Here is a 13,218-nt window from a genome sequence, read left to right as displayed (position 1 = left end):
CCCTCGTCTTCGCATGGCGAGCGCGCGCATACACCATCGCCTTAAAAAAGGCTTGTTGAATGCCCTTCTGCGCGTTGCAGGCTCCGGTGGTCTGATCTAGAGCAATGGGTGATCCAAGGGACCGCAGGGACCTTTGCATCATCCCAAGCTCCGGCCAGCCGGAATTCGGGGGTCCGAGGGGAAGCGTCACCATGCGTCACATGCCGTCCAAGCGCGCCAATGCGTCCGTCCTTCGCCGGTCTCTGTGCCTGGCCCTCGTCGCGAGTTCCCTCTCGTTCGGCGGCTGCATGTCCTTCGGCGGGGACGACGACGACGTCGATGTGCTCGCGCTGGCGGCCGAGACCGAACCGGCCGACGTCCTTTACAACCAGGGTCTCGCCAATCTGGAGGGCGGTCGCCTCGGCGAGGCCGCCAAGAAGTTCGAGGCGATCGATCGCCAGCATCCCTATTCCGAATGGGCGCGCAAGGCGCTCGTCATGCGGGCCTTCACCAGCTATCGCAACGGCGACTTCGAGGAAGCGGTGACCTCGGCCCGCCGCTATCTCACGACCTATCCCGGAACGGACGAAGCGGCCTACGCGCAGTACATCATCGGCCTGTCCTATTTCCGCCAGATCCCGGACGTCACCCGCGACCAGAAGGAGACGGCGCGCGCCTTCGCGGCCATGCAGGAGGTCGTCGACCGCTACCCCGAATCCGAATATGCCGAGGATGCGCGCGCCAAGATCCGTGTGACGCGCGACCAGCTCGCCGGCAAGGAGATGCAGGTCGGCCGCTACTATCTCGAGCGTCGCGAGTATCTGGCCGCGATCAACCGCTTCAAGACCGTCGTCGACACCTATCCGAACACCCGCCATGTCGAGGAAGCGCTCGCGCGCCTGACCGAGTCCTACTACGCCATGGGCCTGTCGCAAGAGGCCCAGGCCTCGGCCTCGGTGCTCGGCCAGAACTTCCCGGATTCGGAGTGGTACAAGGACTCCTACGCGCTCCTGCAGACGAACGGTCTCGAGCCGCGCGCGGGCACGTCCGACTCGTGGTTCGCCAAGGCGACCAAGGCGATCACCGGCGGCGCGTGACGGCGATCCACGACGGGAACGTGACCGATGGCCGGAGCGGCGACGCTCCGGCTTTTCGCGTTGGTGGTGCCCTCGCGTCGATGCGCCGGAAGCCCTATGTGTTGGCGACCGCGCCGACCGACCGACCGGTCGTCCCCGACCGGCCCTCATAGCGATAACTCATGCTCGTCCATCTCGCGATCCGCGACATCGTCCTCATCGAACGCCTCGATCTCGATCTCGGGGATGGCCTCTCCGTGCTGACGGGCGAGACCGGCGCCGGCAAGTCGATTCTCCTCGATGCGCTGTCGCTGGCCCTCGGTGGGCGCGGCGATGGCGGCCTCGTGCGCCATGGCGCCAAGCAGGGCGAGATATCGGCGGTCTTCGATCTGCCATCCGCCCATCCCGCCCGCCGGGCGCTGGTCGCGAACGGGTTCGACGACGACGGCGATCTGATCCTGCGCCGCATCCAGAGCGCGGACGGGCGCAGCCGCGTCTTCATCAACGACCGGCCCTCGAGTGTGTCCCTGATGCGCGAGATCGGCGCTACGCTGGTCGAGATCCATGGCCAGCACGACGACCGCGCCCTGGTCGATGCCGAGGCTCATCGCCGCCTTCTCGACGAGTATGGCGGCCTGCGCACCGAGGCGGAGGCGGTCTCCGCCGCCCATGCCGCCTGGAAGAAGTCCGAGGCCGAACTGGTCCGCCACCGCGCCAAGGTCGAGGCCGCCGCGCGGGAGGCGGATTATCTGCGAGCCGCCGTGGAGGAGTTGTCCGAACTCGCGCCGATCGCGGGGGAGGAAGAGGAGCTCGCCGCGAGCCGGCAGGTGATGATGCGCTCGGAGAAGATCGCGACCGACGTCAACGACGCGCATGAGGAACTGGCCGGCCACGCTTCGCCGATTCCCTCGCTCGCGGGGCTCCTGAAGCGCCTCGACCGGAAGAAGGACGAATTGCCGGGCCTTCTCGACGAAGCGATCGAGCGGCTGGACTCGGCGATCGACGCCCTGTCCGACGTCCAGATGAGCCTGCAATCGGCGTTGCGGAGCCTGGAGTTCGATCCGCGCGCGCTGGAGGATTGCGAGGAGCGGCTCTTCGCGCTGCGGGCCGCCGGCCGGAAATACTCCCGACCGGTCGACGCGCTGCCTGATCTCGCCGCGCAGATGATCGGCGATCTCGCCGATCTCGATGCCGGCGAGGAGCGGTTGTCGAAGCTGGAAGCGGAGGTGCTGGAACAACGCAGGCGCTTCGACGGACTGGCGGCCGAACTCTCGGCCAAGCGCGCGGAGGTCGCCAAGCACCTCGAAGCCGCCGTCATGGCCGAGCTACCCGACATGAAACTCGAACGTGCGGCCTTCATCGTGGAGATGTCGTCCGATCCGGAGAGCCCGTCCGCCGCCGGCTTCGACACGGTGGAGTTCTGGGTCCGCACCAATCCCGGCACCCGTGCCGGGCCGATGATGAAGGTCGCGTCCGGCGGCGAGTTGTCGCGCTTCCTCCTCGCGCTGAAGGTCGCGCTCGCCGACAAGGGCTCTGCGCCGACGCTCGTCTTCGACGAGATCGACACCGGCGTCGGCGGCGCGGTGGCCGACGCGATCGGGCGTCGCCTCGCGCGTCTCGCCACCCGTGTCCAGGTCCTCTCCGTCACCCATGCACCCCAGGTCGCCGCCCGTGCGACGACGCATCTCCTGATCTCCAAGACCGAGACGCGGCCGGGCGACGAACGCCTCGCGACGCGGGTCGTGCGGATCGAGGAGACGATCCGCACCGAGGAGATCGCGCGCATGCTGGCGGGCGAGAGCGTAACGGACGAGGCGCGCGCGGCCGCCGCCCGGCTGATCGGGCATGGCGCCTGATCGCATCCGTTGCCCGTCTCGGGATCTCGGCGGGACGTCCGGAATGGCCGACACGCGGCGCGTCTGGTAGGAGATGCGGCATCTCGCATCCGCATCAGAACGGCCCATGCCACCCATGCCAACCACGACCATGTCCGACACCAAGCCCGTCGAATCGCTGAGCCGGGCGGAAGCCGGCGTCGAACTCGCCCGCCTCGCCGCCGAGATGGCCGAGCACGACCGACGCTATTACGAAGACGACGCCCCCTCGATCTCGGATGCGGGATACGACGCGTTGCGCCGTCGCAACATCGAGATCGAACGGCAGTTTCCCGATCTGGTCCGGGCGGATTCTCCGTCGCTGAAGGTCGGCGTGGCGCCGTCCGCGAAGTTCGCCAAGATCCGCCATGCCCGGCCCATGCTCTCGCTGGACAACGCTTTCACCGACGAGGACGTCGCCGATTTCGCCCGGCGCGTCCGGCGCTTCCTCGGCCTCGGCGAGGCCGATCCGCTGGCGATCACGGCCGAACCGAAGATCGACGGCCTCTCCTTGTCGCTGCGCTACGAGAAGGGCGAGCTCGTATCGGCGGCGACGCGCGGCGACGGGGCGGTCGGCGAGGACGTCACGCGCAACGCCCTGACGATCGGCGACATTCCCCATCGTCTCAGCGGCTGGAAGCCGGACGTCTTCGAGGTGCGCGGCGAGGTCTACATGACCCATGCCGATTTCGCCGCCCTCAACGCGCGCCTCGCCGGCGCAACGCCGGAAGCCGTCCCCGACGAGGCGCTGGGGGGAACCGGCAGCGCCGAGGAACCGGACGGCGGTGCCGCGGCGGGCGAGGCGGGTGCCGCCGGGGGGCGGAAGATCCGTCAGTTCGCCAATCCCCGGAACGCGGCGGCCGGCTCGCTGCGCCAGAAGGACCCGAACGTCACCCGTGCGCGTCCCTTGCGCTTCTTCGCCTATGCCTGGGGGGAGGCGAGCGAGCTGCCGGGCGAGACCCAGACCGAGATCGTGGAGGCGCTGGGACGGATGGGATTCGCCGTCAATTCCCTCATGCGGCGCTTCGAGGACGTCGAGGGGCTTCTGGAGCATTACCACGCGATCGAGGAGGATCGAGCGCGCCTCGGCTACGATATCGACGGCGTCGTCTACAAGGTCGACGACCTCGGCCTGCAAGAGGATCTGGGTTTCGTCTCGCGCTCGCCGCGCTGGGCCATCGCGCACAAGTTTTCGGCCGAGAAGGCGACCACGGTCGTCGAGGCGATCGACATCAATGTGGGACGGACCGGCAAGCTCGCGCCGCTCGCCCGGCTGACGCCGGTTACGGTCGGCGGCGTCGTCGTCTCCAACGTCACGCTCCACAACGAGGATTACATCGCCGGCCGCGATGCCGACGGCGGCGAGATCCGCGGCGGGCGCGACGTGCGGATCGGCGACACCGTCGTCATCCAGCGAGCCGGCGACGTCATCCCGCAGGTCGTGGACGTCCTCGTGGAGAAGCGTCCTGCCGATGCCGAACCCTTTCGCTTTCCAGATCACTGCCCGGTCTGCGGCTCCCGGGCTGTGCGGGAAATCAATCCCCGGACGGGCCGACCGGACTCGGTGCGCCGCTGCACGGCGGGCCTCACCTGTCCCGCGCAGGGCAAAGAGGGGCTGAAGCATTTCGTCTCGCGCACCGCCTTCGATATCGAGGGCTTCGGCGAGACCTATATCGAGACGCTCTTCGACGCCGGCCTGCTGCGCCAGCCGGCCGATATCTTCCGCCTGACCTTCGAGCCCCTGCGAGACGCGCTCGAAGCTCGGCGGCAGGCCCTTTCGGAGGCGCGCCGTCGGGCCGAGGGCAAGTCGTCGCCGGACAAGGGGCCGGAGAGGACACCGAAAAAGGGCGAGACCACGAAGGCCATCGAGAACCTTCTCGCCGGCATCGCCGCGCGCCGCACGGTCTCGCTCGACCGCTTCATCTTCGCGCTCGGCATACCCGACATCGGCGAGACGACGGCCAAGGCCCTGGCCCGGCATTTCCCCGATGTCCCCGCGCTTCTCGCCGGCGTCGATGCCGCGGCGTCCCAACGGCCCGGAGAGGACTGGGCGGAACTTTCGGCTCTTCGCACGATCGGCGGCGGCACGTTCGAGCGCATGATGGCGGTCGAGTCCGCAACCCTCGGCGATCCCGACTGGGACCCGTTCCGCGATGCATCGCTCGCGTTGAAGTCGAACCAGCGCGTCGCCCTTCGCGAGCGCTACGAGGACGCGGACCGTTTCCGCGAGGCGATCGGTCGCGCCAAGGCGCAGGCGCCGGGGGCGGACTTCCTTGCGCTGACGTCCGCCGGCGATATCGGCACCGTCGCGACGCTTTCGCTGATCCATTTCTTCGAGGAGGCCCACAACCGCGAGGCGGTCGAGGCGCTCCTCGCAGCCGGTGTGTCCACGCAGGTTCTCGCCCGCCCGAAGACCGAGGGCTCGCCCGTCGCAGGCCTCACCGTCGTCTTCACCGGCTCGCTGGAGAAGATGACGCGGGACGCCGCCAAGGCCACCGCCGAAGGCCTCGGCGCCAAGGTTGCGGGATCGGTGTCGAAGAAAACCGATCTCGTCGTCGCCGGGCCGGGCGCCGGCTCCAAGCTCGACAAGGCGCGGGATAACGGCGTCAGGGTGATCTCCGAGGACGAATGGCTGGACATGATCGGCGCGTCCTGATTCATCGGTCCTCGTCCGTTCCCGCGACGGGACAGCATCCGCCGGGAGGGACGTCATGACCGTCATCGCCATCGACTTCGAGACCGCGAACGCCTCGCGCGCCAGCCCCTGCGCGATCGGACTCGCCTTCATCGAGGGCGGAGCGGTGACGCGCCGCGCCTATCATCTGATCCGTCCCCGCGAGCTCCGGTTCGATGCCGGCAACATCCGCGTCCACGGCATCCGGCCGGACGACGTGCGCGACGCGCCGGAGTTTCCGGATGTCTTCGAGACCTTCGCGAGCGATCTCGACGGCGCGCTTCTCGTTGCCCACAATGCGAGCTTCGACGTCGCGGTTCTGGCTCAGACGCTGGCGCTCTACGGGCTCGCGCGCCCGGCCCACGCATCGATCTGCACGGTCCAGCTCTCGCGCCGCTTCTGGCCGGATTCGCCCGACCACAAGCTGTCCACCATGGCCCGGCGCTTCGGCGTGCGCTTTCGCCATCACCATGCCGGGGAAGATGCGCTGGCCTGTGCCGCGATCGCACTCGAAGGCGTTCGCGCGGCAGAGGTCGACGATGTCGCGGATCTCGCGCGCTCGACCGGCCTTCGGCGCTCTCACGCGCCGCAAGTCGCTTCCCCGGTCGGCAAGGCCGGCGGCATAGCGGAACGCGCGCTTCTGGCTCGCGGTCGATCGGAGCTGCCGCCCGCGGGCCGCTTCGTGGTGCGCGGCAGCACGGGAACGCCGTACGACGTCGATCTCGTGACCGGCCGCGAGGGTCGGCCGTCCCTTCGCTGTTCCTGTCCCGCCGGTCGGTTTCAAACCCTCTGCCGCCACGTCAAAGGCTTGATGAAAGGCGACCGGCGCAACGTCATTTCCGGAGACGAGGCGCAGTTGAAGCAGGTCGTCGCGCTCTTTGCCGCCGTTGCGGTCTCCTGACGAGGTCCCGGCGGGGCTTCGAGGCCTCAGGTTCATTCCCGGACCTCATGACATCCATTCAAGCCGTTGATGGCTTGCGCGAAATCTTCTCGCCTGTGCATCGATCCGCTTGGCTTCGCGGGGCGAGGCCCGTAAGGCTCGAACGATCGTTGCATCGGAGTTCTGTCTGGCATGACCGCATCGAGCGAAGCCCGTGCGGCCTTGCGGGAGATCCTGCCCGTTCTCGTCGTGACCGTGCCGTTCGGCGCGGTCTACGGAACGGTCGCGGCGGGGCAGGGGTTGACGATCGCCGAGACGCTCGGCCTGTCCGCCACGATCTTCGCCGGCGCCAGCCAATTGGCGGCGATCCAGATGATCGGGCTCGGCTCTCCGCTCTGGGTGGTGATCGTCTCGGTCTTCGCGCTGAACTTCCGGCACGTGCTGTATTCCGCGTCGATCGGGCGCCATCTCCAGCGCTTCTCCCCCGTCGAAAAGGCGCTCGCCTTCTTCCTCCTGACCGATCCCTCCTTCGGCTCGGCCGAGGCGAGGGCCGCCGAACGGCCGCTGACGAAGACGTTCTACTTCACCTACAACATCATTCTCTATGTCACCTGGCTGGGGGCATCCGCGATCGGCGCGATCTTCGGCGGCCTGATCGAGGACCCCCATGCGGCCGGCCTCGATTTCGTGTTGCCGATCTACTTCCTGACGCTGCTGATGGCCTTTCGCACCCGGGCGAACTTCCTGCCCATCGTGCTCGCCAGCGGCATTGCCTCGGCCCTGATCTACGTAACGCTCGGAGCCCCCTGGCACATCACGCTCGGTGCCTTCGGCGGCATCTTGTATGCCGTCCTGAAGCCGACGCCGGCGGGAGAGGCGACATGAGTGACATCTGGTGGATCGCCCTCTGGGGCGGCCTCCTCACCTATGTCACGCGCGTCAGCGGACATCTCATCCTCACCCGCTTCGAACGCATTCCCCCGCGCCTCGAAGCGGCTTTGAACGCCGTGCCGGCCGCCGTCATCACGACAATCGTCGTGCCGACGCTCGTGAGCGGCGCCTGGCCGGAGCGGATCGGCATTGTTCTCGCCGCGCTCCTGTCGCTCCGCTTTCCCCTGATCGCGACGGTCGGGCTCGGCACCGGCTTCGTCGTCGCGGCCCGCGCGCTGGGCTTCTGACCGCCGCCCGAAACGAAAACGGGCGCCGTGAACGGCGCCCGTCGAAATCGGTCTTTGGCACGGCGCGGAGCGTCAGGCTTCCTGGATGGCCGAAAGCTGCCAGGGGCCCCGATTGTCGCGCACGAAGGTCCAGATCTCCGTGCTTTCGCTGGGCGCAGTCGCATCGCCGTCGACCACTCGGCCGGTCGAACGCTCGACCGTGGCATCCACCGAGGAATAGCGCATCGCGACGGTCGCATAGTCGCGGCTGCCTTCGCGCCAGCTCTCGGCAAGGTCGCCCTGGAGAAGGCGGACGTCGGACACGTCGTTGCGAAGACCCTTCGAGGCGTTCGAGCCGAGTTCCTCGGAAAGGTAGGACATCATTTCCGGCGTCGCCAGCCGGCGCAGGGTCCCGTAATCCTCCCGGCCATAAGCGCTCTGGACCTCGCCCAGGATCCTCTCGAACGTGTCGAAGTCATCCGGCCGGATACCGAGTTCGTCGGGATTGCCGCCCCGAGCTGCGTTCGAACGTCCACCAAGGCCGGCTCCAAGCCCGCCGAGTCCGCCGAGCCCACCGCCGGATGCACGAGGTGCATTCGCCTGAGGCGCATTCGATGGCTGGTAGCCCGAACGATTCATCGAATTGCCCATGCCGGCCATGGCCGGCTGCGAGGCCGAGCGCGACCGCATGAAGCGCATGACGAGCCAAATCGCGCCGCCGATGAGAAGAACCTGAAGGAGGAGGCCCATGAAGCCGGCCATGCCGCCGAATCCGTGACCGAGCAGCAGGCCGAAAAGGCCTCCGATCGCAAGGCCGCGCAGCAGCGACCCACCGAAGCCGTTCATGAAGCCCGGGCGCTGGGCACCGGCCGCGTTGCGATTGGCCGCCGTCGAGGCCGGGCCGGCATTCGGAGTCATCGAGCGCTCGACAGGCGCGACGGTCCGTGGCGCCGTGTTCGTCGCCGGAGCAGATTGGAAGGTGCGCCCGCCGCGGCTGCCGAAGCTTCCGCCCCGCCGTGCATCGGCATGATCGACGGCGACCATGGAGAAGGCCATGACCAGGCCGGCGTAGAGGCTGGCGAACCGGAAGGTTCGGGACGAAAGCATGCGGTGTCTCCCCTTTGATGCAATCCTACGATCGTCATTTAGGGATAGAAGCTTTCGATTGTGAGACGCCGGCGTCGATTTATCTAGCGCGCCAACTGTCCGATCGCCTCCTCGAGTCCCTTCAATGTCATCGTGAACATGCGGTCCTCGAAAGCCCGGCGAACGAGTCCGATGGAGGCCGTCCCGTCCCAATGATCCCGGGGGACGGGATTGATCCAGACCGATCGGGGCCATTTCGCGCGGAGGCGCTCCAGCCAGACCGCACCGGGCTCTTCGTTCCAATGCTCCACCGAGCCGCCGGGAACCGCGAGCTCATAGGGGCTCATCGAGGCATCGCCGACGAAGATCGCCCGGTGGTCCGCGCCGAAGGTCCGGATCACGTCGAGCGTCGATACCGTCGTGTCCACGCGCCGACGGTTGTCGGTCCAGAGCCGCTCGTAGGGGCAATTGTGGAAGTAGAAGACCTCGAGATGGCGAAGTTCAGAGCGCGCGGCGGAGAACAGCGCCTCGGCCTCGCGCACGTGATCGTCCATCGAGCCGCCGGAATCGAGGAAGAGCAGGACCTTGACGGCATTGCGGCGCTCGGGCCGCGTGACGACGTCGAGATAGCCGTGCTCGGCGGTTGCGCGGATGGTGCCGGAGAGGTCGAATTCGTCCGCCGCGCCCTCGCGCACCCATCGGCGCAGCCGCCGCAGCGCGATCTTGAGATTGCGCGTGCCAAGCTCGACGCCGTCGTCGAAGTTGCGGAACTCGCGCTGGTCCCAGACTTTCACCGCGCGGCGATGCCGGCTTTCGCCCTGGCCGATCCGCACGCCTTCGGGATTGTAGCCATGCGCGCCGAAGGGGGAGGTGCCCGCCGTCCCGATCCATTTCGATCCGCCCTGATGACGCCCCGACTGCTCCGCGAGGCGTGCCTTCAGCGCCTCCATGATCTTGTCGAACCCGCCGAGTTTCTCGACGAGCGCCTTTTCATCCTCCGTCAGATGCTTCTCCGCCAGCCGGCGGAGCCAGGACTCGGGAAGGGCGGTCGCGTCGATCGCCTGCGCGCCCGAGACGGCCTCCACGCCTTTGAACACTTCGGCGAAGACGCGGTCGAACCGGTCGATATGCCGCTCGTCCTTCACGAGGCTGGCGCGGGCCAGGAAGTAGAAGCCCTCGACGTCGAAGGTCACGAGATCGGCACCGAGCGCATCAAGGAAGCTCAGGTGCTCGCGCAAGGTCACCGGCACGCCGGCGGCCTTCAGCTGGAGGAAGAACGACAGGAACATGTCGAGAGGATAGAGCGACCGAGCCGCGCTGTCACATCGAACGCCGCCCTGAACCGCGCGGATGTCGCGCCTGGCCGGACGACGGCCGAAGTCACGCGTTCCGTCGCGCCAGGAACGCCAGACGCTCGAAGAGATGGACGTCCTGCTCGTTCTTCAGAAGCGCACCATGAAGCTTCGGCAGGATCTTCGAGGAGCTTTCGCGAAGGTCGAGGGGGTCGACATCCTCGGAGACGAGGAGGCGGATCCAGTCGAGCGCCTCGGAGGTCGACGGCTTCTTCTTCAGGCCGGGCTGCTCGCGGATCTCGTAGAACTGGGTCAGCGCCGCCCGCAGGAGATCGCGCCGGATGCCGGGATGGTGAACCTCCACGATGCGCTCCAGCGTCTCGGAATCGGGGAAGCGGATGTAGTGGAAGAAGCAGCGGCGCAGGAAGGCGTCGGGAAGCTCCTTCTCGTTGTTGGAGGTGATGATGACGATCGGCCGCACCTTGGCGCGCACCGTCTGGTCGGTCTCGTAGACGTAGAACTCCATCCGGTCGAGCTCCTGCAGGAGGTCGTTCGGAAACTCGATGTCGGCCTTGTCGATCTCGTCGATGAGGAGCACCACCCGCTCGGACGCGTCGAAGGCGTCCCAGAGCTTGCCGCGGCGGATGTAGTTCGAAATGTCGGCGACGCGGGCATCGCCGAGCTGGCTGTCGCGCAGCCGCGAAACCGCATCGTATTCGTAGAGACCCTGGCTCGCCTTCGTCGTCGACTTGACGTTCCATTCGATCAGTCGAAGGCCGAGCGAGGCGGCGATCTGAACGGCGAGCTCGGTCTTGCCCGTACCCGGTTCGCCCTTGACGAGGAGCGGGCGCTCCAGCGCGATGGCCGCGTTTACCGCCACCATCAGGTCCTTGCCCGCGACATAGGCGTCGGTGCCGGAAAAGCGCATGGGATCTCGTTCCTCTCGTCCAGACCCGCAGCATAGGGTTCGCTCCGCCGCCGGCAAGTGTGGCCGCTTTTCGCGCATGCGATAGGACGGAGCGGATCTCAGTGATAATACGCAGGAGGAAGGCCCTCCCGCGAACGGGACGCCAGGACGCCCCGCCATGATCGATCGCAGCGCCGCACACGAGCCTCTCGGGCCCGTTCTGACCGTTCTCTTCGCCTTCACCTGCGGCGCGCTCGCCGCCAATCTCTATTACGCGCAGCCGCTGGTCGCCTTGATCGGACAGGATCTGGGGCTCGCACCCTCGGCCGAGAGCTGGATCGTGACCGCCGCGCAGATCGGCTACGGCATCGGCCTCGTCGCGCTCGTGCCCCTCGGCGACATCCTCGAGAACCGCCGTGTCATCCTCTGCACCATGGCGGCGAACGTCCTGGCGCTCCTCGGCCTCAGTCTCGTGCCGGGCCTCGCCTCGCTCTTCGCGTTGATGCTCGTCGTGGGCGTGACGTCGGCGGCCGCACAGATGCTCGTGCCGCTCGCCGCGTCCATGGCCCCGCCCGAGGCGCGGGGGCGCGTGGTCGGCAACGTCGTGACGGGCCTTCTCGCCGGCATCCTCGCGGCACGACCCTTGGCGGGTTTTCTCGCCGAGATCCTGGGCTGGCGTGGTGTTTTCGCGGCCTCCGCCGGGCTGATCCTCCTTCTTCTCATCGCCGGGACCCTCTGGTTCCCGCGCCGCAGGCCGGAGGGCGGCGAACGCTATCCTCGGCTGATCGCCTCGCTCGGCCGCTTGTTCGCGACGGAGCCGGTGCTGCGACGACGGGCGCTCTACCATGCCGCGCTCTTCGCGAGCTTCTCGATGTTCTGGACCGGGGCGCCGCTGCTCCTCTTCGGCGAGGCCTATCGCTTCACGGCGGCGGGCGTCGCGCTCTTCGCGCTGTCGGGCGTGCTCGGGGTGTTCGCTGCTCCGGTCGCCGGCCGCCTGGCGGATCGCGGACACGGCCGGATCGGCACGCTCATCGCCATGCTCGCGGTCGCAGCGGGATTCTCCTGCGCCCTGTTCGGCACGACGTCGATCGTCGCACTCGTGATCGCCGGGATTCTCGTCGATCTCGGCGTCCAGGCCAATCTCGTGATCGGGCAGCGCGACATTCTGGGGCTTGCACCGGCGCTGCGCAATCGGATGAACGCCGTCTACATGGCGACCTTCTTCTGCGGCGGCGCCCTGGGGTCCGCCTTGACGAGCCCGGTCCTCGAAGCGTTCGGCTGGCGCGGCCTCTGCGCTATCGGCATCGCCTTTCCCGTTGCAGCGCTGCTCTATCTCGCGAGCAGCCGCGACCGGGCATCTGGTCTGCCGAACTCGCAACGCGTAGAGTGAGACCCATGGATCGGACATCACCGACGTTCCACGGGTTGCGGATGGGGGCTTTCACGCTCGGCTTCGTCGCGCTCTGTGCTCTCTCGGCGCTGGGAACGGCGGGGTGGGCTCGGTACGGCGAGCGACTCTGGCTCGCGATGGCCGATGGCGCCTGGGCGACCTGCTTCTGACGGGGCATCGGCCGCTTTTCGCAGCGCGTTTTCAACCCTATATCGCGGAGGCCGGCGGGCGTTCAGGAGCGCCGGCTCGTTGAAGGACTTTCGCATGACCGGTGCTCAGATCTTCCGCATCGGCCTCTGGGCCGTCGTCGCGCTTGTCTGCGGCGCGACGCTGGCGGTCTATCTCTCCCAGAGCACGACCGCGCCGACATCGCCGGAAGCCGCCTACGGATCGCCGTTCCGGCTCGTCGACCAGAACGGCGCTGTGATCACCGAGGCGGCGCTTCGCGGCAGGCCCTCGGCCGTCTTCTTCGGCTTCACGCACTGTCCGGACGTCTGCCCGACGACGCTGTCCGAACTCGCCGCCAAGAAAGCGGCGCTCAAGGCCGAGAAGAAGGATCTCAACGTCGTCTTCGTCACTGTCGATCCCGAGCGCGACACGCCGGCCGTGATGAAGGACTATGTCGGCGCGATCTCGCCCGATATCGTCGGCATCACCGGAGAGCCCGCCGCGATCACCGATATGCTCAAGGGCTGGGGCGTCCATGCCGCCAAGGTGGGAGAGGGCGCGGATTATACGATGGACCACACCGCCTCGACCTTCCTGCTTGATTCCGCCGGTCGTTTCGCGGGCACGATCGCCTGGGGCGAGAACCCGAAGACGGCGGACGAGAAGCTCGAACGGCTGGCCAGCCTCTGACGGGCTTGCTCGGTTCGCGCCGAACGCCGCCCGAGGTGATCTGCG

General features: G+C 67.7%; 12 protein-coding genes. 9 read left to right on the top strand and 3 right to left on the bottom strand.

All coding sequences use genetic code 11. From position 1 onward, the window contains the following. Positions 1-191: 191 nt before the first annotated feature. From ASG43_RS10445 to ASG43_RS10420, 6 genes are all read left to right on the top strand, one after another. Positions 192-1,076 carry an outer membrane protein assembly factor BamD gene (locus tag ASG43_RS10445; RefSeq protein ID WP_162244708.1) on the top strand — a complete coding sequence of 295 codons (885 nt, stop codon included), beginning with the start codon at positions 192-194 and terminating at the stop codon, positions 1,074-1,076. Between the two features lie 161 nt (positions 1,077-1,237). Further along, complete coding sequence (gene recN / locus ASG43_RS10440; RefSeq protein ID WP_056504067.1) at positions 1,238-2,911, top strand: DNA repair protein RecN; 1,674 nt, start codon at positions 1,238-1,240, stop codon at positions 2,909-2,911. A gap of 130 nt (positions 2,912-3,041) precedes the next feature. Further along, positions 3,042-5,585 (top strand): NAD-dependent DNA ligase LigA, encoded by a 2,544-nt coding sequence (gene ligA, locus ASG43_RS10435; protein ID WP_056504066.1) that lies wholly within the window; start codon positions 3,042-3,044, stop codon positions 5,583-5,585. Positions 5,586-5,640: 55 nt separating this feature from the next. Beyond that, positions 5,641-6,504: a 3'-5' exonuclease gene (locus ASG43_RS10430; RefSeq protein ID WP_056504065.1), complete on the top strand. Its 864-nt coding sequence runs from the start codon at positions 5,641-5,643 to the stop codon at positions 6,502-6,504. Between the two features lie 171 nt (positions 6,505-6,675). Beyond that, a complete protein-coding gene (locus ASG43_RS10425) occupies positions 6,676-7,368 on the top strand; it encodes an AzlC family ABC transporter permease (RefSeq protein ID WP_056504062.1) in 693 nt (230 codons plus the stop codon). Next, on the top strand, positions 7,365-7,661 hold the full coding sequence (locus ASG43_RS10420) for an AzlD domain-containing protein (RefSeq protein WP_056504058.1): 297 nt from the start codon (positions 7,365-7,367) through the stop codon (positions 7,659-7,661). The genes ASG43_RS10425 and ASG43_RS10420 overlap by 4 nt, the downstream gene beginning before the upstream one ends. Before the next feature lie 72 nt (positions 7,662-7,733). Here ASG43_RS10420 and ASG43_RS10415 read toward each other — a convergent pair whose 3' ends face one another. The 3 genes from ASG43_RS10415 to ASG43_RS10405 form a co-directional block, all read right to left on the bottom strand. Further along, positions 7,734-8,747 (bottom strand): Tim44 domain-containing protein, encoded by a 1,014-nt coding sequence (locus ASG43_RS10415; protein ID WP_056504057.1) that lies wholly within the window; start codon positions 8,745-8,747, stop codon positions 7,734-7,736. An 83-nt stretch (positions 8,748-8,830) separates the two neighbouring features. Further along, positions 8,831-10,015, bottom strand: coding sequence for a VWA domain-containing protein (locus ASG43_RS10410; protein WP_056504056.1), 1,185 nt, complete (start codon positions 10,013-10,015; stop codon positions 8,831-8,833). 91 nt (positions 10,016-10,106) lie between these two features. Continuing rightward, positions 10,107-10,946, bottom strand: coding sequence for a MoxR family ATPase (locus ASG43_RS10405; protein WP_056504055.1), 840 nt, complete (start codon positions 10,944-10,946; stop codon positions 10,107-10,109). Positions 10,947-11,103: 157 nt separating this feature from the next. Between ASG43_RS10405 and ASG43_RS10400 the strand changes: the two genes are divergently transcribed. From ASG43_RS10400 to ASG43_RS10395, 3 genes are all read left to right on the top strand, one after another. Next, positions 11,104-12,315 (top strand): MFS transporter, encoded by a 1,212-nt coding sequence (locus ASG43_RS10400; RefSeq protein ID WP_056504054.1) that lies wholly within the window; start codon positions 11,104-11,106, stop codon positions 12,313-12,315. Between the two features lie 5 nt (positions 12,316-12,320). Further along, entirely contained in the window at positions 12,321-12,485 is a 165-nt protein-coding gene (locus ASG43_RS22705; RefSeq protein WP_156386625.1) for a hypothetical protein, read from the top strand. Positions 12,486-12,579: 94 nt separating this feature from the next. Then, positions 12,580-13,173 carry an SCO family protein gene (locus ASG43_RS10395; protein WP_056504513.1) on the top strand — a complete coding sequence of 198 codons (594 nt, stop codon included), beginning with the start codon at positions 12,580-12,582 and terminating at the stop codon, positions 13,171-13,173. Positions 13,174-13,218: the final 45 nt, after the last annotated feature.

It is taken from the genome of Aureimonas sp. Leaf454 (assembly GCF_001424685.1).
Taxonomy (GTDB): domain Bacteria; phylum Pseudomonadota; class Alphaproteobacteria; order Rhizobiales; family Rhizobiaceae; genus Plantimonas.
The sequence above is the reverse complement of the archived record's forward strand: the minus strand, read 5'-3'. Positions and strand labels throughout refer to the sequence as shown.

What these genes read in the sequence shown, in the direction of transcription:
- ASG43_RS10410 (WP_056504056.1), bottom strand. Translation starts at nt 10,015, where the DNA reads ATGTTCCTGTCGTTCTTCCTCCAGCTGAAGGCCGCCGGCGTGCCGGTG.
- ASG43_RS10395 (WP_056504513.1), top strand. Translation starts at nt 12,580, where the DNA reads ATGACCGGTGCTCAGATCTTCCGCATCGGCCTCTGGGCCGTCGTCGCG.
- ASG43_RS22705 (WP_156386625.1), top strand. Translation starts at nt 12,321, where the DNA reads ATGGATCGGACATCACCGACGTTCCACGGGTTGCGGATGGGGGCTTTC.
- ASG43_RS10420 (WP_056504058.1), top strand. Translation starts at nt 7,365, where the DNA reads ATGAGTGACATCTGGTGGATCGCCCTCTGGGGCGGCCTCCTCACCTAT.
- ASG43_RS10425 (WP_056504062.1), top strand. Translation starts at nt 6,676, where the DNA reads ATGACCGCATCGAGCGAAGCCCGTGCGGCCTTGCGGGAGATCCTGCCC.
- ASG43_RS10430 (WP_056504065.1), top strand. Translation starts at nt 5,641, where the DNA reads ATGACCGTCATCGCCATCGACTTCGAGACCGCGAACGCCTCGCGCGCC.
- ASG43_RS10415 (WP_056504057.1), bottom strand. Translation starts at nt 8,747, where the DNA reads ATGCTTTCGTCCCGAACCTTCCGGTTCGCCAGCCTCTACGCCGGCCTG.
- recN (WP_056504067.1), top strand. Translation starts at nt 1,238, where the DNA reads ATGCTCGTCCATCTCGCGATCCGCGACATCGTCCTCATCGAACGCCTC.
- ligA (WP_056504066.1), top strand. Translation starts at nt 3,042, where the DNA reads ATGTCCGACACCAAGCCCGTCGAATCGCTGAGCCGGGCGGAAGCCGGC.
- ASG43_RS10405 (WP_056504055.1), bottom strand. Translation starts at nt 10,946, where the DNA reads ATGCGCTTTTCCGGCACCGACGCCTATGTCGCGGGCAAGGACCTGATG.
- ASG43_RS10445 (WP_162244708.1), top strand. Translation starts at nt 192, where the DNA reads ATGCGTCACATGCCGTCCAAGCGCGCCAATGCGTCCGTCCTTCGCCGG.
- ASG43_RS10400 (WP_056504054.1), top strand. Translation starts at nt 11,104, where the DNA reads ATGATCGATCGCAGCGCCGCACACGAGCCTCTCGGGCCCGTTCTGACC.